The sequence below is a fragment of the Nocardia sp. NPDC059228 genome (assembly GCF_042754245.1).
Taxonomy (GTDB): Bacteria; Actinomycetota; Actinomycetes; order Mycobacteriales; family Mycobacteriaceae; genus Nocardia.
Window position 1 is genome coordinate 21,042 of the sequence record NZ_JBHZAL010000002.1, and the last position, 17,477, is coordinate 38,518.

20 protein-coding genes are annotated in these 17,477 nt (G+C 70.0%); 17 read left to right on the plus strand and 3 right to left on the minus strand.

The genetic code is table 11. The features are described 5' to 3' along the window. Window positions 1–100 precede the first annotated feature (100 nt). The 4 genes from ACFXKA_RS03920 (at window position 101) to ACFXKA_RS03935 (ending at window position 4,916) form a co-directional block, all read left to right on the plus strand. Window positions 101–1,048 carry an alpha/beta hydrolase family protein gene (locus ACFXKA_RS03920; RefSeq protein WP_379425926.1) on the plus strand — a complete coding sequence of 316 codons (948 nt, stop codon included), beginning with the start codon at window positions 101–103 and terminating at the stop codon, window positions 1,046–1,048. A 96-nt stretch (window positions 1,049–1,144) separates the two neighbouring features. Next, a complete protein-coding gene (locus ACFXKA_RS03925; RefSeq protein ID WP_379425928.1) occupies window positions 1,145–2,089 on the plus strand; it encodes an NAD-dependent epimerase/dehydratase family protein in 945 nt (314 codons plus the stop codon). Window positions 2,090–2,168: 79 nt separating this feature from the next. After that, the gene (locus ACFXKA_RS03930; RefSeq protein WP_379425929.1) at window positions 2,169–3,065 is read left to right on the plus strand and encodes an arylamine N-acetyltransferase; all 897 of its coding nucleotides are present in this window, start codon (window positions 2,169–2,171) and stop codon (window positions 3,063–3,065) included. Between the two features lie 267 nt (window positions 3,066–3,332). After that, window positions 3,333–4,916 (plus strand): serine/threonine-protein kinase, encoded by a 1,584-nt coding sequence (locus tag ACFXKA_RS03935; RefSeq protein WP_379425931.1) that lies wholly within the window; start codon window positions 3,333–3,335, stop codon window positions 4,914–4,916. A gap of 66 nt (window positions 4,917–4,982) precedes the next feature. Here the strand turns inward: ACFXKA_RS03935 and ACFXKA_RS03940 are convergent, their stop codons facing one another. Further along, window positions 4,983–5,888: a helix-turn-helix transcriptional regulator gene (locus tag ACFXKA_RS03940; RefSeq protein ID WP_379425933.1), complete on the minus strand. Its 906-nt coding sequence runs from the start codon at window positions 5,886–5,888 to the stop codon at window positions 4,983–4,985. Window positions 5,889–5,989: 101 nt separating this feature from the next. Here ACFXKA_RS03940 and ACFXKA_RS03945 point away from each other — a divergent pair, with 101 nt between their 5' ends. The 8 genes from ACFXKA_RS03945 to hisH all read left to right on the plus strand — a co-directional run bounded on the left by ACFXKA_RS03945 (window position 5,990) and on the right by hisH (window position 12,673). Beyond that, a complete protein-coding gene (locus ACFXKA_RS03945; RefSeq protein ID WP_379425935.1) occupies window positions 5,990–7,036 on the plus strand; it encodes an aldo/keto reductase in 1,047 nt (348 codons plus the stop codon). A gap of 52 nt (window positions 7,037–7,088) precedes the next feature. After that, window positions 7,089–7,376 (plus strand): putative quinol monooxygenase, encoded by a 288-nt coding sequence (locus tag ACFXKA_RS03950; protein ID WP_354846001.1) that lies wholly within the window; start codon window positions 7,089–7,091, stop codon window positions 7,374–7,376. A gap of 173 nt (window positions 7,377–7,549) precedes the next feature. Then, window positions 7,550–7,846, plus strand: a complete 297-nt coding sequence (locus ACFXKA_RS03955) for a DUF6412 domain-containing protein (protein WP_379389838.1) — start codon at window positions 7,550–7,552, stop codon at window positions 7,844–7,846. A 106-nt stretch (window positions 7,847–7,952) separates the two neighbouring features. Further along, complete coding sequence (yidC, locus tag ACFXKA_RS03960) at window positions 7,953–8,729, plus strand: membrane protein insertase YidC (protein ID WP_379425937.1); 777 nt, start codon at window positions 7,953–7,955, stop codon at window positions 8,727–8,729. Between the two features lie 194 nt (window positions 8,730–8,923). Further along, window positions 8,924–10,261: a histidinol dehydrogenase gene (gene hisD, locus ACFXKA_RS03965; RefSeq protein ID WP_354846009.1), complete on the plus strand. Its 1,338-nt coding sequence runs from the start codon at window positions 8,924–8,926 to the stop codon at window positions 10,259–10,261. Between the two features lie 29 nt (window positions 10,262–10,290). Further along, the gene (locus tag ACFXKA_RS03970; RefSeq protein WP_379426356.1) at window positions 10,291–11,412 is read left to right on the plus strand and encodes a histidinol-phosphate transaminase; all 1,122 of its coding nucleotides are present in this window, start codon (window positions 10,291–10,293) and stop codon (window positions 11,410–11,412) included. Continuing rightward, window positions 11,409–12,038: an imidazoleglycerol-phosphate dehydratase HisB gene (gene hisB / locus ACFXKA_RS03975; RefSeq protein ID WP_354846012.1), complete on the plus strand. Its 630-nt coding sequence runs from the start codon at window positions 11,409–11,411 to the stop codon at window positions 12,036–12,038. Before ACFXKA_RS03970 ends, hisB begins: the two co-directional genes overlap by 4 nt. Next, window positions 12,035–12,673 (plus strand): imidazole glycerol phosphate synthase subunit HisH, encoded by a 639-nt coding sequence (hisH, locus tag ACFXKA_RS03980; protein WP_379425939.1) that lies wholly within the window; start codon window positions 12,035–12,037, stop codon window positions 12,671–12,673. The genes hisB and hisH overlap by 4 nt, the downstream gene beginning before the upstream one ends. Window positions 12,674–12,725: 52 nt before the next feature. Here the strand turns inward: hisH and ACFXKA_RS03985 are convergent, their stop codons facing one another. After that, complete coding sequence (locus tag ACFXKA_RS03985) at window positions 12,726–13,199, minus strand: nuclear transport factor 2 family protein (RefSeq protein ID WP_379425941.1); 474 nt, start codon at window positions 13,197–13,199, stop codon at window positions 12,726–12,728. A gap of 99 nt (window positions 13,200–13,298) precedes the next feature. Here ACFXKA_RS03985 and ACFXKA_RS03990 point away from each other — a divergent pair, with 99 nt between their 5' ends. The 5 genes from ACFXKA_RS03990 (at window position 13,299) to hisI (ending at window position 16,766) form a co-directional block, all read left to right on the plus strand. Further along, complete coding sequence (locus ACFXKA_RS03990; RefSeq protein WP_354846020.1) at window positions 13,299–13,754, plus strand: MarR family transcriptional regulator; 456 nt, start codon at window positions 13,299–13,301, stop codon at window positions 13,752–13,754. 299 nt (window positions 13,755–14,053) lie between these two features. Then, window positions 14,054–14,785 (plus strand): bifunctional 1-(5-phosphoribosyl)-5-((5-phosphoribosylamino)methylideneamino)imidazole-4-carboxamide isomerase/phosphoribosylanthranilate isomerase PriA, encoded by a 732-nt coding sequence (priA, locus tag ACFXKA_RS03995; protein WP_379425943.1) that lies wholly within the window; start codon window positions 14,054–14,056, stop codon window positions 14,783–14,785. A gap of 4 nt (window positions 14,786–14,789) precedes the next feature. Continuing rightward, window positions 14,790–15,608: an inositol monophosphatase family protein gene (locus tag ACFXKA_RS04000; protein WP_379425944.1), complete on the plus strand. Its 819-nt coding sequence runs from the start codon at window positions 14,790–14,792 to the stop codon at window positions 15,606–15,608. Between the two features lie 16 nt (window positions 15,609–15,624). Continuing rightward, window positions 15,625–16,398: an imidazole glycerol phosphate synthase subunit HisF gene (hisF, locus tag ACFXKA_RS04005; protein WP_354846029.1), complete on the plus strand. Its 774-nt coding sequence runs from the start codon at window positions 15,625–15,627 to the stop codon at window positions 16,396–16,398. Next, window positions 16,395–16,766 (plus strand): phosphoribosyl-AMP cyclohydrolase, encoded by a 372-nt coding sequence (gene hisI, locus ACFXKA_RS04010; protein WP_379425946.1) that lies wholly within the window; start codon window positions 16,395–16,397, stop codon window positions 16,764–16,766. The genes hisF and hisI overlap by 4 nt, the downstream gene beginning before the upstream one ends. A gap of 60 nt (window positions 16,767–16,826) precedes the next feature. Here hisI and ACFXKA_RS04015 read toward each other — a convergent pair whose 3' ends face one another. Continuing rightward, a complete protein-coding gene (locus tag ACFXKA_RS04015) occupies window positions 16,827–17,324 on the minus strand; it encodes a MarR family transcriptional regulator (protein WP_354846221.1) in 498 nt (165 codons plus the stop codon). Between the last annotated feature and the right edge of the window lie 153 nt (window positions 17,325–17,477).

Sequence of the window (17,477 nt, forward strand, 5' to 3'; positions counted from 1 at the left end):
GGCACCCCGCCGCCCGGAAATCGCCCGGCGTGGGTACCCGGCCGAGCTTCGTGGACATGCGACGATGCCGGGCGTGGGTGTCCGGTGGCGAGGGATACGGATGGTCGGTGCGGTCGCGGGCATGCTCGCGGCGACGGTGATTGCGGCCCCGATGGTTTCGAGCGCGCCACCCGGTGACGTGTCGATGCGGCCGGTGACCCTGACGGTGGACGGTGAGACCGCCACCGGCCGGGTCTACGAACCCGACGGCGGCGCCCGCGGACTCATCGTGGCGGTGCACGGCCACGCCGGCAGCGCGAGCGACTTCCCCGACTACCTGGCCTCGATCGTCCGGCAGACCGGCGCGGCCCTGGTCACCATGGATCAGCGCTCCGACACCGGCACCTGGCGGACCGGCGAGTGGAACGTCTGGGCGGGCTGGCGCGACACCGTCGCGGCCACCCAGTGGTACCGCGGCGAACACCCCGGCATCGGTCCCACGGTGCTGTGGGGCTGGAGTCAGGGCGGTGTGACCAGCGGGCTGGCCGCCGCCTACGCCCCGCCCGGCACCTACGACTTCTGGGTCGACACCTTCGGCCACGCCGACGACGTCACCGCCTGGCTCGAATCCGGCCTGGCCGGACCACAATTGCGGGCCGAGATCGAACGCGACGCGGGCGGCTGCACCCCGGTCACCTGTGTGCAGTCCTACCTCGACCGGTCGCCGGCGCTCATGATCAACCGCATCGACGTCGAGCGCGCGGTCCTGCTGCACGGCACCGCCGACCCGCTGGTGCCCTACACCCAGTCGCTCGAAATGCGCGCGTCACTGACCCTCTCCGGCCACCCGGTCTCCATGTACACCGTGGTCAGCGGCCGTGATCTGGAGGGCCGCGTGGTGCCCGGCGACCACGGCATCAATCCGGTGTTCTTCGAATCCGGTTGTGCGGTCCAGCGATTGCTGCTCGGCAGTGAGCCGCTGGGCGGCGACCACGACTACCTCATCGATGTCGCGGCCGGCGTGAACACCGCCCCGCCCGCGCCTCCGAACGCCAAATGCGCGGCCTGAGCGCGGCCGTTCGGTGCTGACCACGATCCGCCCGATCCCGTCCCCGGACAGTAGGCTCGCAGTCGATATCGGCGCGGTGAGACGGGATGAGGCGCAATGAAAGTCGTGGTGGCTGGGGCGACGGGAGCGATCGGGCGGCCACTGGTCACGGCGCTGCGGCAGGCCGGGCATCAGGTGTACGCGCTCACCCGCGGCGGTCGCGGCGCCGAGGTCGCGCGCTCGCTCGGGGCCACCCCGCTGGTCGCCAATGTCATGGACCGCTCGGACCTGATGCGCGCCACCGAACGACTGACCGCCGACGCGGTCATCCACCAGCTCACCTCCTACCGGTACTCGCCGCCGACCCACTATCACGCGCCGGGTCTGTTGCGCACCAACGCGTTACGTGAGATCGGCAGTAAGCATCTGGTGGAGCTGGCCCAGCGCACCGGGGCGCGGCGCTATCTCACCCAGTCGCTGATCGTCGGATACGGCCTGCGCGACCACGGCTCGCGGCTGGTGACCGAGCAGGACCCGTTCGGCCGCATCCAGGGCGATGTCACCGACGGCATCATCGGCGCGCTGCACGAGGCCGAATCGAGCGCTTGGCGCGCGCCCGGCATCGACGGAATCGCCCTGCGCTACGGCCTGTTCTACGGTCCCGGCGCGTCGGAGAGCTTCGTGCGGGCGCTGCGGTTGCGTATGTTCCCGCTGCCGAGCACGGGGACCGGGTACGTCGGCTTCGTCCACCTCGCCGACGCCGCCGCCGCGACCGTCGCGGCCCTCGAACGCGGCGTCGCCGGTCAGGCGTACAACATCGTCGACGACGAGCCGATCACCTGGGACACCATGTTCGACGCCATGGCCGAGACCGTCGGCGCGCGGCCGCCGCGCCGGCTCCCGGCCCGCCTGGTGCGCATGGCCTCACCGCTGGCGGCCGCCCAGATGCTGGACTTCTCCATCCGCGTCTCGAACGCCAAGGCGCGCGCCGACCTGAGCTGGAAGCCGATGTACCCCACCTACCGCGAGGGCCTGCCCACCCTGGCCGACTCCGTGCGCTGATCCGCACCCGCTGCCGCCGGAACACTTTCCCGCCGAATACCGTTGATCTCGGCGAATCCGGCGCAATAGGAAGGCAGCGATGACCACACCGGCGGACCCCTCGTACACCTGGCAGGGCGCGGACCTCGACCTGGACGCCTACCTGGCCCGGATCGGATTCACCGGCGAGCGCGCGCCCACCCTGGCCACCCTGCGCGAACTGGTGCGCGCCCACACCACCACCATTCCGTTCGAGAATCTGGAGATCATTCTCGGCCGCGGCATTCCATTGGATCCGGAAGCGCTGCAGGACAAGCTGATCCGGCGGCGGCGTGGCGGGTACTGCTACGAGAACGTGGGCCTGTTCGCCGCCGCGCTGGAGCGGCTCGGCTTCGAGTTCACCGCCATGTCGGGCCGTGTCACGCGCGGCGCGACCAACCTGCGCCCGGCCACCCACGCGCTGCTGCGGGTCAAGGCCGTGGACGACGATCGCCGCTGGCTGTGCGATGTCGGCTTCGGGTGGGGGCCGGTCGAACCGGTCGAGCTGGCCCCCGATCGTGGTGAATTCAGCGTGGGCGCATGGCGTTTCCGGCTGGAGCGGTCCATCGACGCGGCCGGTGGCGAGCTGTGGACGCTGTACCAGTTCGGCCGGGACGGCTGGGTGGACCGCTACACGTTCGTCACCACCCCGCAGTACCGCATCGATTTCGCGGTCGGGAACCACTACGTGTCCACCTCGGCGCGTTCGCCGTTCACCATGCGGCCGTTCGTACAGCGCTTCCACGCCGAGGTGCACCACCAGCTGGACGGCACCACCTGGACCACCAGTTACCCGGACGGCTCGGAGGAGGTGCGCGAACTCGAGGTCGCCGAGTTGCCGAAGGTGCTCGCCGAGGTCTTCGACGCCGAGCTCGACCAGGCGGACGCGGCGCAATTGACGCGCGCCGAGTGGCCCGCGGCGGTCTCCGCCCCGGCGTCGGGAGTGAAAGGTAGCTGAACGCCGTCGGTGTGTGGGAGCAAACACGCACCAAACCAATTGGTCTATGTGTCGTCATAGATGGGCTTCGACCAGCGAGTTCGCCTAACCGGTTACGCGGCGGTCACTCGATTGCGGCGTAGATCTCACCGAGATCTCGCTCATATCTCACGCTGACGTCGGAGATCCGCGCGTCGCCCGCTACACTCGTGCGGGGAAACGCGCGGGCAACCGCATTGTCACAGTCGTCTCGGAGAACTTCGGAGTAGTGCCATCGAAACCGGCCAAGTGATCGCAGGGCATTACCGCCTGGTCGAACGGATTGGTAGCGGCGGCACAGGTGTCGTCTGGCGAGCCGTGGATCAGCGGCTCGAACGTTCCGTGGCGGTCAAGCAGATCCTCACCCAGCCGAGCCTGTCGGATGCAGACAAGGACATCGTGCGGCAGCGCGCCGCACGTGAGGCTCGCAACGCGGCCCGGTTCCAGCACCCGAACGCCATCGTCGTATTCGACATCACCGAGCACGAGGGTGACCCGTGCCTGGTCATGGAGTATCTGCCGTCGCAGAGTCTGGCGGTGGTGCTGTCCGCGCAGGGCACGCTGCCGCTGCCACAGGTCGCCCGCATCGGCGAACAGGTGGCATCCGCGCTCATCGCCGCGCATCGCGCCGGGATCGTCCATCGCGACGTCAAGCCCGGCAACATCCTGCTCGGCGACAACGGCGCCGTGAAGATCACCGACTTCGGCATCGCCAAGTCCAAGGGTGATGTCACGCTGACCGCCACCGGACTCATCTCCGGCACCGCCGCCTACCTCGCCCCCGAGGTCGCGCGCGGAGCGGAACCGACGCCGGCCGCGGACGTATTCGCCTTGGGCGCCACGCTCTTCCACGCACTGGAAGGCGAACCGCCCTACGGCACCAACCCGAATCCGCTGGCGCTGCTGTACGCGGCCGCCAACGGTCAGATCAGCGAACCGCGCAATGCCGGACCGCTCAGCGATCTGCTGCTCAGCCTGCTCAGCTTCGAGCCGGAGGACCGGCCGAGCATGCTCGACGTGCGCGACATCATGGCCGAATTCGCCGAGGTCGGCCCGGATGCCGAGGCCACCCGGGTGCTGGCCGCCCGGCGCTCGGGCCCGTCCACCCCGTCGGCCGGCGCCGCCCAGCGCTCCGCGCCGCGGCAGACCACCCGCCAGATGGAGCGCCGCCAGTCGGCCGACATCCCGACCGGCGCCATGAGCCAGGCGCAGCTGCTGGAGACCCCGCCGCCGCGCCCGCCCATGAACGCCGGCCCGCCGACCCGCAATCATCCGGCGCCCGAACCGGATTCGGATTCCGGCTCCAAGAAGAAGCTGGTGCTGATCCTGGTGGCCGCGGTGGTCGTGGTGGCCGGCGGCATCGCGTACGGCCTGTTCGGCAACTCCGGTTCGAACAGCACCTCCGGTGCGGGCACGAACAGCAGCTCGGTGAAGGCGTCGGTCACGGCCAGCGCCACCAAGGGCGTGCCCTCGGGCCTCGGCCAGACCAAGAGCGCCGGGACGGTCAGCTTCGACGCCGCCGTCGACGCGGTGCAGTCCTTCTGGGACGACGTGACCTACACCCGGTACTCGGATGCCTGGAAGCTGCTGACCCCCGCGGCGCAGCAGGTCTACGGCAGTCAGCAGGCATTCCAGACGTATTGGACCGGGAACCCGGTCCAGAAGTACTCGAGCATCCGGGGCGCCAATGGCGGCGGCACGGTCGACCCCGATGGTTCGGTCGACATCGTGCTGGACTCGCTGCAGACCAAGAACGGCCCGACCAAGTCGGTGAACATGCGGGTGATCGACGCCGGCGGCGGCAGCCTGCAGATCGACAGCGACACCAAGTAATCCCGGCAGCCCACTGCGCCGCACCGGTTTTCCGGTGCGGCGCAGTGCGTTACGGGGTGGGATTGCTCAGCGGAGCTTCGCCGGATCGGCGGCGAGCGAGGCCAGCAGTCGTAGTCCGTCGGCGCTGGGGGAGCCGGGCTCGACGTGGTGGGCGACCAGCGCCTGATCGGGATCGTCGGGGAGACGGAGGGTTTCGAAGCCGAGCTCCAGACGGCCCACGATCGGGTGCCGGTAGATATGGCGCCCGTGGGTCTTGTCCTTGAGCTCGTGCCGCTGCCACAGCTCCGCGAATTCCGGGCTCCGGGTATTCATTTCGTCGATGAGCGCGGTGATGCGCGGGTCACCGGGATTGCGGGCGGCATCCAGGCGCAGGTAGGCCACGGTGTCGGCGGCCTTGTCGTCCCAATCCTCGTAGAGATCCTTCGCGCCCTCGTCCAGGAAGACCAGGTGCAGGAAGTCGCGCTGCGCGGGCGGAAGCGCGCCGAAATCCGTGATCAGGGCCGCCGCCAGGCGATTCCACGCCAGGACGCTGACACCGCGGCCGACGATGTAGGCCGGGACGTCGTGGGCGGCGTCCAGCAGCCGGCGCAGACCCGGGCGCACATCCTGCACTGCGGGCGGCTCCTCACCGGACCACGGGCGGGCCAGGCGGTAGAGATGGTCGCGCTCAATCTGATTGAGCCGCAGTGCCCGCGCCACCGCATCCAGCACCGACTCCGAGAACTGCAGGCTGCGGCCCTGTTCCAGGCGCACATAGTGATCCACGCTGACGCCGGCCAGCAGCGCCAGCTCCTCGCGGCGCAGGCCCGGAACACGGCGGCGCGCACCGTGATCCATCAGGCCCACCTCCGCGGGGCTGAGCCGGGCGCGGCGGGAGCGCAGGAATTCACCGAGTTCGGCGCGACGGTCCAGGGTCATGCCTTCGGTAACCACGAGCGCGCCGAATTCCATCCGGCGCCGCATCCTGGTCATGCGGTGCCCAGGCAGACGCGGCACTGTTTGCCCCGCTCGCATCCGGCGAAAGTAGTGCTCAGCGCCGCAACGGACGGCGAAAGCCACACGAGGAGCACACCATGACCTCTCTCCCCACCCGTCAGCTCGGCACCACCGACATGCACATCAGCCGGATCGGATTCGGCGCGTGGGCCGTCGGCGGTTCGGGCTGGCGCTACACCTGGGGCGCACAGGACGACGCCGATTCCATCGCCACCATCCGCCGGGCCGTCGAGGCCGGCGTCAACTGGGTCGACACCGCCGCCGTCTACGGACTCGGCCACTCCGAGGAGGTGGTCGGCAAGGCGATCAGCGGACTGCCCGAGGCCGATCGGCCGTTCGTCTTCACCAAGGCCGGACTGGTCTGGGACGACAACGACCGCGCCGCCGCGCCGAAGCGGATCATGGCCGCCGCCAGCGTGCGCCGCGAGGTCGAGGACTCGCTGCGCCGGCTGAACGTCGAGCGCATCGACCTGTACCAGGTGCACTGGCCCGATACCGGTGCCTCCCTGGACTTCTCCGACCCCGACGGCGTCGACCCCGCGGCCGCGACCCCGCTCGCGGAGTACTGGCAGACCATGGCCGACCTCGTACGGGCGGGCAAGGTGCGCGCCATCGGCCTGTCCAATCACGATGTGCCGCAACTGGAGATCGCCGAGTCCATCGCCCACGTGGACGCCATCCAGCCACAGTTCTCGCTGATCAAGCGCGGCGCCGCGGACGAATTGGCCTGGGCCGCAGCGCATCACACCGGCGGCATCGTCTACCAGCCGCAGCACTCCGGCCTGCTCACCGGCGCCTTCTCCGCCGAACGGGTCGCGAGCCTGCCGGATGACGACTGGCGCAAGGGCTTCCCGGAGTTCACCACCGAACTCGACCGCAACCTCGCGCTGGTGGACGCACTGCGTCCGATCGCGGCGGCCCACGACACCACCGTCTCCGCGGTCGCCATCGCCTGGACCCTGACCTGGCCCGGCGTCACCGGCGCCATCGCCGGTGCCCGTAGGCCCGAACAGGTCGACGGCTGGATCGGCGGCGCCGCACTGGAATTGACCCCCGCCGACCGGGACGCCATCGCGACCGCGCTGCGCACCACCGGCGCCGGTGAGGGCCCGATCCAGCGCTGAGCGTCACCGAGATCCGAATACCGAGCACCGACTCCCGAAGGAGCACACCACCATGACCCTGCACGTCGTCGCCGAACTCCGCGCCGCCGCCGGTCAGGAGGACCGCCTCCGCACCGCCCTGGAAGCCATGATCGAACCCTCCCTGGCCGAGCCCGGCTGCCTGTCCTATCAGCCCTTCACCAACCCGAACGACCCGGCCCACATGGTCGTGGTGGAGGAATGGCAGGACGCCGACGCCCTGGAGAAGCACTTCGCCACCGAGCACTTCCAGCACGTGGCCGGAGTCCTCGAGGGCATCGTGGCCGAGCCCATGATCATCCGCCGCCTCGTCGCCGAATAGCGGTCGAGCCCTCGATCCTCGCGCCCCCGCCGGTGTCCCCGGTGGGGGCGCGATCGCGCGCGGGGCCCGGATCAGCGTGCGCCCGAGCCGGATACGGCGCGGGCCGGGGACAGGGCATGTCGCGTCCGGCACATGGGGTGCCGGGGATGGGGAACGCAGGTAGGGTCGGGCGCATGGGTACGCGGATTCGATCGACGGCGCTGCTGCTGTGCGCGCTCGTGGTCTCCGCGTGGGCGGTGCTGTATCTGGCCGCCGCCACCCCTGATTCGCTGCTCGTCCTCGGTGCGGCCGCGCTGGTCGCGGTGACCGCGGCGGTGCTGTCGGCGCGGGGTCCGCTGCTCGCGGCCACCGCGCACATCGGTCCGGCGGAATCGGCCGGACGGCGGCGCCGCGGCGCGTTCCTGCGGCAGAGCAATCCCGACGCCCCGGGCCGCCCGCGCCCGCGCGCACCGGGAGTCCTCGCGGCCTGACCGCGCCCGCACGACCTGTCCCGGTCGTGCGCGCTGTCGGGTTCTCCGCCGTCCCGAATTCCTTTCGCCCGCACCCGTGTGCGGGCGCTGCGCAGCGAGGTACTCCGTGCTCGATTTCATCTACTACCCCGTGTCCGCCGTGCTGTGGCTGTGGCACACCGCCTTCGCGTCGCTGCTCGGCGCGACCAGTGGCCTGGCCTGGGTGCTGGCCATCGTCTTCCTCGTCATGACCCTGCGGGCCCTGCTGATCCGGCCGTTCATCGCGCAGTTGAAGTTCTCCCGCGCGCTGGCCGAGATGCAGCCGAAGCTGCAGGAGATCAAGCGCAAGCACGCGGGCGACCGGGAGCAGCAGGCACTGGCCATGCAGGAGCTGCAGAAGGAGTCCGGCGTCAATGTGCTGACCGGATTCCTGCCGATCATCGGCCAGACGGTGGTCTTCATCGGCCTCTACCACGTGCTGCGGTCCTTCCAGCCGGGTCACACTCAGAACTACGTGTTCAATGCCACGCAGGTGCAGTCCTTCCTGGACGCCAAACTGTTCGGCGCACCGCTGGAGGCCACCCTGTCCACCGCCGGCTCGTCCTTCGGAACCGTTGCCGCCGTGGCGATTCCGCTCATGATCGTCGCGGCGATCGCGACCCATTTCACCGCCCGCGCCGCCGTCGCCCGTCAGCCGCAACCCGCCGACGGCGCGGCGGGCTCGCAGGTCCGGATCATGAACACGCTCTCGCAGTGGGTCTTCCCCGCCGGAGCACTGCTGGTCGGCCCGGTGATGCCCATCGCCATCCTGCTCTACTTCGTCACCCAGAACGCGTGGACGTTCGCCCAGCAGCATCTGGTGGCCGCCCGCTTCGGTCCCGAGGCCGCCCGTACCGCGGTCTGAGCGGGGCCGCGGCCCGCGCCTCATAACCGCCGGTCCGGCGGGTGTTCCCGGGTCGCGGGCCGGGAACACCCGCGCGAGCTCGGCCGCGACGTAAAGCGCTGGCGGTGACCCGATAGTCTGGTAGCTGGTCGCAAGCGGTTTCGGCCGCGTCGCGAACCCCTCGACATCAGCACAGACAAGGACTGCACAGCGCTATGACTAGCCGCATCGAGCTCGCCCGCGTGGATCTGCGCGGACGTACTCCCACTGCTGCCGAACTGCGCGCGGCTCTGCCGCGTGGGGGCGTCGACGTGGACTCGGTGCTGCATCATGTGCGACCGGTCGTGGAGGCCATCCGGGATCGGGGCGTCGAGGCCGCGCTGGAATTCAGCGAGCGGTTCGACGGTGTGCGGCCCGCCGCGGTGCGCGTGCCCGCCGCCGAACTGGACAAGGCCCTGGCCGAGCTGGACCCGGCCGTGCGCGCGGCCCTCGAGGTCGCCATCGAGCGCACCCGCAAGGTGCACGACGATCAGCGCCGCACCGACAAGACCACCCAGGTGGTGCCCGGCGGCACCGTGACCGAGCGGTGGGTGCCGGTGGAGCGGGTCGGCCTGTACGTGCCGGGCGGCAATGCCGTCTACCCGTCCTCGGTGGTCATGAACGTGGTTCCCGCGCAGGCCGCGGGCGTGGACTCGCTGGTGGTCGCCTCGCCGCCGCAGGCCCGGTTCGGCGGCCTGCCGCACCCGACCATCCTGGCGGCCGCCAAGCTGCTGGGCGTCGAGGAGGTGTGGGCGGTCGGCGGTGCGCAGGCCGTGGCGCTGCTGTCCTACGGCGGCACCGACACCGACGGCGCACAGCTGGAACCGGTCGACCTGATCACCGGCCCGGGCAATATCTATGTGACCGCCGCCAAGCGGCTGTGCCGCGGCCTGGTCGGCATCGACGCCGAGGCCGGGCCCACCGAGATCGCCATCCTCGCCGACGCCACCGCCGATCCGGTGCACGTGGCCGCCGACCTCATCTCGCAGGCCGAGCACGACGTGCTGGCCGCCAGCGTGCTGGTGACCGACAGCGTCGAGCTCGCCGATGCCGTGGACGCGGCGCTGACCGCGCAGATGACCGTGGTCAAGCACCACGACCGTGTCGCGGAGGCACTGTCGGGCAAGCAGTCCGGCACCGTGCTGGTCGACGACATCGCCCAGGGCCTGCGCGTGGTCAACGCCTACGCCGCCGAGCACCTCGAGATCCAGACCGCCGACGCGCCCGCGGTCGCGGCCCGGGTCCGTTCCGCCGGAGCGGTTTTCGTCGGCGCGTGGTCGCCGGTCTCCCTCGGCGACTACTGCGCCGGCTCCAACCACGTGCTGCCCACCGCCGGATGCGCCCGGCACTCTTCGGGTTTGAGCGTGCAGACCTTCCTGCGCGGCATCCACGTCGTCGAGTACTCCGAGGCGGCGCTGAAGGATGTCTCCGGGCACGTGGTCGCACTGGCCAATGCCGAGGACCTGCCCGCGCACGGCCAGGCCGTGCAGGCGCGATTCGGGGAACTGCGGTGAGCGCCCAGGCCGGCCTGGAAGAAGGCACCGTGACCGTTCCCGGATCGAATATCTCGCTCGACGATCTGCCGCTGCGGGAGAACCTGCGTGGCAAGAGTCCTTACGGCGCACCGCAATTGACCGTTCCGGTGCAGCTGAATACCAACGAGAACCCGCACCCGCCGAGCAAGGCCCTCGTCGACGACGTCGCCGAATCCGTGCGCACCGCGGCCGCCGACCTGCACCGGTACCCGGATCGCGACGCGGTTGGGCTGCGCGCCGATCTGGCCGCCTACCTGACCCGGCAGACCGGCGTCGCGGTGGACACGGCGAACGTGTGGGCCGCCAACGGCTCCAACGAGATCCTGCAGCAGCTGCTGCAGGCGTTCGGCGGACCCGGCCGCAGCGCATTGGGTTTCGTGCCCTCGTACTCGATGCACCCGATCATCTCCGAGGGCATCGACACCGAGTGGATCGAGGCCAAGCGCAATGGCGACTTCTCCCTCGACATCGACTACGCGGTGCTGACGGTGGGGGAGAAGAACCCCGACGTGGTCTTCGTGACCAGCCCCAACAACCCGACCGGCCACAGCATTCCGCTCGCGGACCTGGAACGCATCCTCGCGGCCGCGCCCGGCATCGTGGTGGTGGACGAGGCGTACGGCGAATTCTCCTCGGCGCCCAGCGCGATCAGCCTGATCGACAAGTACCCCACCAAGCTGGTGGTCAGCCGCACCATGTCCAAGGCATTCGCCTTCGCGGGCGGGCGGCTGGGCTACCTGGTGGCCGCACCCGCGGTCATCGACGCCATGCTGCTGGTGCGCCTGCCCTACCACCTGTCCGTGGTCACCCAGGCCGCGGCGCGGGCGGCGCTGCGGCACGCGGACGAAACCCTGGGCAGCGTGGCCGAATTGGCGGCGCAGCGCGATCGGGTCATGGCGGCGCTGACCGAGCTGGGCTACGAGGTCATCCCCTCGGATGCCAACTTCGTGCTGTTCGGCCGCTTCGCCGACGCCCCGCGCGCCTGGCAGCACTACCTCGACGAGGGCGTGCTCATCCGCGATGTCGGCATCCCCGGCTACCTGCGCACCACCATCGGCCTGGCCGCCGAGAACGACGAATTCCTGCGCGTCAGCGCGAAACTGGCGTCCGAGGAGCTGATCGCCCGATGACCACCGACCGTGCCGACCGCATCGCCCGGGTCGAGCGCACCACCCGCGAATCCAGCATCGTGGTGGAGCTCAATCTGGACGGCTCCGGCAAGACCGATATCTCCACCGGCGTCCCCTTCTACGACCACATGCTGACCGCGTTCGGCCAGCACGGCAGCTTCGACCTGACGGTTCAGGCCAAGGGCGACATCGAGATCGAGGCCCACCACACCGTCGAGGACACGGCCATCGTCATCGGCCAGGCGCTGGGCCAGGCGCTCGGCGACAAGAAGGGCATCCGCCGCTTCGGCGACTGCTTCATCCCGATGGACGAAACCCTCGCGCACGCCGTCGTCGACGTGTCCGGCCGGCCGTACTGCGTGCACACCGGCGAGCCGGATCACATGCTGCACACCATCATTCCGAGTGTGGCGCCGACCGCGTCGTACTCGACCGTGATCAACCGCCACGTGTTCGAGTCCATCGCGCTCAACGCCCGCATCGCCCTGCACGTGCGCGTGCTCTACGGCCGCGACCAGCACCACATCACCGAGGCCGAATACAAGGCCGTGGCACGGGCTTTGCGCGCCGCCGTCGAATACGACCCGCGCGTGTCCGGCGTCCCCTCCACGAAGGGCTCGCTATGACCAAGAAGATCGCCCTGCTCGACTACGGCTCCGGCAACCTGCACTCCGCCAGCCGCGCCCTGGCCCGCACGGGTGCGGACGTCACCATCACCGCAGACCCCGAAATCGCCCTGAACGCAGACGGTCTCGTGGTCCCCGGTGTCGGCGCGTACGCGGCCTGCATGGCGGGCCTGCTGTCCGTGCGCGGTGACCGCATCATCGGCAGGCGCCTCTCCGGCGGACGCCCCGTACTCGGCATCTGCGTCGGCATGCAGATCCTGTTCGAACGCGGCGTCGAATTCGGGGTGGAAACCGAGGGCTGCGGCGAATGGCCCGGCACCGTCGAGCGTCTGGACGCCCCCGTCCTCCCGCACATGGGCTGGAACACGGTGAAGGCTCCCGAGGACAGCGTCCTGTTCGCGGGCATGGACGCGGACACCCGCTTCTACTTCGTCCACTCCTATGCCGCCCAGCACTGGGCCTGGACCGACGACGGCGGCAGCCAGATCGCCCCGGCCAAGCTCACCTGGGCCGAACACGGCGTCCCGTTCCTCGCCGCGGTGGAGAACGGCCCGCTGTCGGCCACCCAGTTCCACCCGGAGAAGTCCGGCGACGCCGGAGCTCAGCTCCTGCGCAACTGGGTCGACTCGATCTGATCGGCCCCCGAAACGACCGAAACCCCCGCTCCCGGCGGGGGTTTCGGCGTTTCTACGCCGCCGACGGCTCGGGCCGGGTACCGATCGACCAGACGGGCTTGGAGGCCACGCTCGAGAACTGCCAGCCGTCGCGGGTGCGGACGGCGTCGAAGCGATAGACCTCGCCGAGGGTCAGGCGTGGCTGGGAGCCGAGGGTCGGGTCCTGTGCAGGACCCCAGGCGAAGACGACCAGGAGGTTGGCCCGGACCTTGGCGGTGTCGCCGTCCAGATCGATCAGGATGCCGCTGATGACGTGCTGGATCTGCCGGTCGGGGGAGTGGTTTCGGCCGGCCTGGGTGACCAGGGCGGTGCGGCCGGTGGCCAGGCCGCCGGGCGTGCGGGCGGTGGCATCGGCGGTGTACAGGGTGGCGAGCTCCTCCCAGTCGCCTTCATCGAGGGCGCGGCCGAGGCGGTGGACCAACTCGGTGATCTCGAATTTGTCGGCCAGGTCCTGGAATTGCCGGGTGGTGGTGTCGATCGCGTTCATGGCTACGGTCTTTCGACGAGATTGTTGGTTGCTCCAACGTTGGTGGAACCAATGTAACCGATTGTGGGTGCGTCCAACAAGTGTTGCTAGATTCCCCTCATGGACACCGCGCCCGAAGGGGCCTCCGGCCGGTTGCGCGCTCTTCCCACCCGCCTGATCGGCCAGGTCGCGATCATCGCCAACCGCTGCACCGAGAAAGCCCTGGAGCCCACCGGTTCCCGCCGCTACCACTACGCACTGCTCGCCACCCTCGACGAACACGGCCCCCTCAGTCAGGCCGAGGCGGGCCGACGGACCGGCATCGACCGCAGCGACGTGGTCGCCGCGGTCAACGACCTGGCCGACCGCGGCCTCCTCCACCGCACCCCCGACCCCACCGACCGCCGCCGCAACACCCTCACGCTCACGCCCGCCGGGCGGGCCCACCTGGCCGACCTCGACGAACGCCTGGAAACGGCCCAGCGAGAACTACTCCCGGGCTTCACCGCCGCCGAACGCGCCAACTTCGTCCTGACGTTGAACCGCGTCCTCGAATCCCATACCCGAGACGGCTGACGCCCGCCTCCCAGCACCTGGTCGACCCGGGCGTCACGGTCGTCCCCGACCCCGCCGCTGTCGCCGCACCCGGCCGCACCGCAGGCCAGCACCGGCGCCGCCGGCCCGATCTCCACCTGCCGCACGACCAGCCCCGCCTTCCGCACAGCGAACTCCCGTCGATCGACGACCCCGACCTCCCCACCGCGTGACACCGCCCGTGTGCCCCCGCCCCGGAAATCGTTCCCGACGCGCGGTGGGCGGCCGACGCGGTTCACCCTGCGGTCGGTGTGACGGCGGGCAACCACTAGGCTTACCCCGTGAGTCTTGTGCTGCTACCTGCCGTCGATGTCGCCAATGGTGAGGCTGTGCGCCTGGTTCAAGGGGAGGCGGGCAGCGAAACCAGTTACGGTTCGCCGCGCGACGCCGCGCTGGCCTGGCAGCACGCCGGGGCCGAGTGGGTGCATCTGGTCGACCTGGACGCCGCGTTCGGCAAGGGCTCCAACCGCGAACTGCTGGCCGAGGTGATCGGCGAACTCGATGTGAAGGTCGAGCTGTCGGGCGGGATTCGGGACGACGAGTCGTTGAAGGCCGCGCTGGCCACCGGCTGCGCGCGCGTCAACCTCGGCACCGCGGCGATCGAGAATCCGGAGTGGTGTGCCCGGGCCATCAGCGAGTACGGCGACAAGATCGCCGTCGGCATGGATGTGAAGCTCATCGACGGCGAGTGGCGGCTGCGCGGCCGTGGCTGGGTGACCGACGGCGGCGATCTGTGGGAGGTGCTCGAGCGCCTCGAGCGGGACGGCTGCTCGCGGTACGTGGTCACCGACGTCTCCAAGGACGGCACGCTGACCGGGCCGAACCTGGACCTGCTGAGCCAGGTCGCCAATGCCTGCGAGGCCCCGGTCATCGCATCGGGCGGCATCTCCCAGCTCGACGACCTGCGCGCCATCGCGACGCTGGTGGACGAGGGCGTCGAGGGCGCGATCATCGGCAAGGCCCTGTACGCGGGCCGGTTCACCCTGCCCGAAGCCTTGGCCGCGGTTCGCTAGCGCCGTGGCCGCCGAACTCGCCGAGCTGCTCGGCATCGCCAGTGAGGTTCTCGACTCCGCCGCACCGCGTTTCGTCGAGGGCATCGGGGCGCCGAGCGCGGTCGAGAAGGGGCGCAACGACTTCGCCACCGAACTCGACCTGGAGCTCGAGCGCACCATCTCGCAGCGGCTGGGCGAACGCACCGGAATCCCGGTGCACGGTGAGGAATTCGGCGGTCCGCAGCTGACCTCCGGCACCGCCTGGGTGCTGGACCCGATCGACGGCACCTTCAACTATTCGGCGGGCAGCCCCATGTGCGGCATGCTGCTGGCGCTGGTGCGCGACGGCGTCCCGGTCATCGGCCTGACCTGGCTGCCGATCCTGGGCCAGCGCTACGCGGCGGTCGCGGACGGCCCGCTGCTGCTCAACGGCAACCCGCTGCCGAGCCTGGCCCCGGCCAAGCTCGCCACCGCGCCGATCGGCTTCGGCAGCTTCAATATCGATGGGGCGGGCCGGATTCCGGGCATCTTCCGCTTCAATCTGCTGGGTGCGCTGAGCCGGCTGTCCGGCCGCCAGCGGATGTACGGCTCCACCGGCATCGACCTGGCCTACACCGCCTCGGGAATTCTGGGCGGGGCCGTGGTGTTCGGACATCATCCGTGGGACAACGCCGCGGGCGTGGCCCTGGTCCGGGCCGCCGGCGGCGTGGTCACCGACCTGCTGGGCCGGGACTGGACCATCGAATCCGGTTCGGTGCTGGCCGCCGCCCCCGGCGTGCACGAGGAACTACTGGACCTGATCGCGGATACCGCCGTCCGGGTCCGAGGAGAGGCAGAGCAATGAAGACAGAGGTCGTGAAATGACGTTGGCCGTACGCGTGATTCCGTGCCTGGACGTGGACGCCGGGCGCGTGGTCAAGGGCGTCAACTTCGAAAACCTCAGGGACGCGGGCGATCCCGTGGAACTCGCGGCCACCTACGACGCCCAGGGCGCCGACGAGCTGACCTTCCTCGACGTCACCGCCTCCACCGGCGACCGCGGCACCATGATCGACGTGGTCACCCGCACCGCCGAGCAGATCTTCATCCCGCTCACGGTCGGCGGCGGCGTGCGCACCGTCGAGGACGTGGACCGGCTGCTGCGCGCGGGCGCGGACAAGGTGTCGGTGAATACCGCCGCCATCGCCCGCCCCGAGGTGCTGCGTGAAATGTCGGAGCGGTTCGGCTCCCAGTGCATCGTGCTGTCGGTCGACGCCCGCACCGTGCCGGAGGGCCGGCCCGCGACCCCGTCCGGCTGGGAGGTGACCACCCACGGCGGCAAGCGCGGCACCGGCATCGACGCCGTCGAATGGGCCATGCGCGGAGCCGAACTGGGCGTCGGCGAGATCCTGCTCAACTCCATGGACGCCGACGGCACCAAGGCGGGCTTCGACCTGCCGATGATCCGCGCGGTGCGCGCCGCGGTCTCGGTGCCGGTCATCGCCTCCGGTGGCGCGGGCAAGGTCGCCGACTTCGCGCCCGCCGTGCAGTCCGGCGCGGACGCGGTGCTGGCCGCCAGTGTCTTCCACTTCGGCGACCTCTCGATCGGCCAGGTCAAGGACGCCATGCGCGCGGAAGGAATCACCGTCCGATGAGCACCCTGGATCCCGCGATCGCGCGCCGCCTCAAGCGCAACTCCGACGGGCTGTTCGCCGCCATCGCGCAGGAGAAGAGCACCGGCGACGTGCTCATGATGGCGTGGATGGACGACGAGGCGCTGGCCCGCACCCTGCAAACCCGCAAGGGCACCTACTATTCACGCTCGCGTCAGCAGTACTGGGTCAAGGGCGAGACCTCCGGCCACACCCAGTACGTGCACGAGGTACGGCTGGACTGCGACGGCGACACCGTGCTGCTGGTCGTCGACCAGGAGGGCGCGGCCTGCCACACGGGCACCCACACCTGCTTCGACACCGACGTGCTGTTGTCCCAGGGCGACCGGCTGCTCACCGACGAGGACTGAGCGGCAACGGTTTCCGGCCTCCGCGAGCACGCTTGCGGCGTCGGCGAACAGCCTTCGGCGTCAACCCGATTCGTTCGGGTCCGTGTCCAGATGCGAGATCGGCCGCCCCGCGCGGCCGAGCCCGCGGGCCATGCCCTTGTCCAGCTGTGCCACCAGGGTCTCGCCCAGTTCCAGCAGTTGCTTGGTCTGCTCGGCGTCCAGCCCGTCGAACACCAGGCCGCGCACGCACTCCAGATACCCGGGCGCCGCCTCGGTGATCCTCTGATACCCGGCGTCGGTCAGCACCGCCTGCGCGCCGCGGCGACCGGTAATGGTGACGCGCTCGGCCCAGCCCAGCCGTTCGAGTTTGGAGACCACGTGCGAGAGCCGGGATAGCGATGCGTTTGCCTTTTGCGCAAGGTCACTCAGTTGCAACCGGTGACCAGGTTCTTCGGAGAGCAGAGTCATCACGAAGTATTCGAAATGGGTAATCCCCGACTCACGTTGTAGCTGGGTATCCAATGCGGCCGGGAGCCTGGTGGTGAGCGCGACGAGGGTACGCCACGCTCGCTGTTCCATGGGATTCAACCACTTGGTCACCGTGCGCGCCCTCTCGTAGCAGCCAAGTGACGTGTTGTGCCGGCCCGTGGGAGAGCCTGCGAAACAGCATCGAACGAGTCACTCGCACATCAAAGTTTGCCACGATTTCGCTCGCCAGTCACGGTGTTGCCG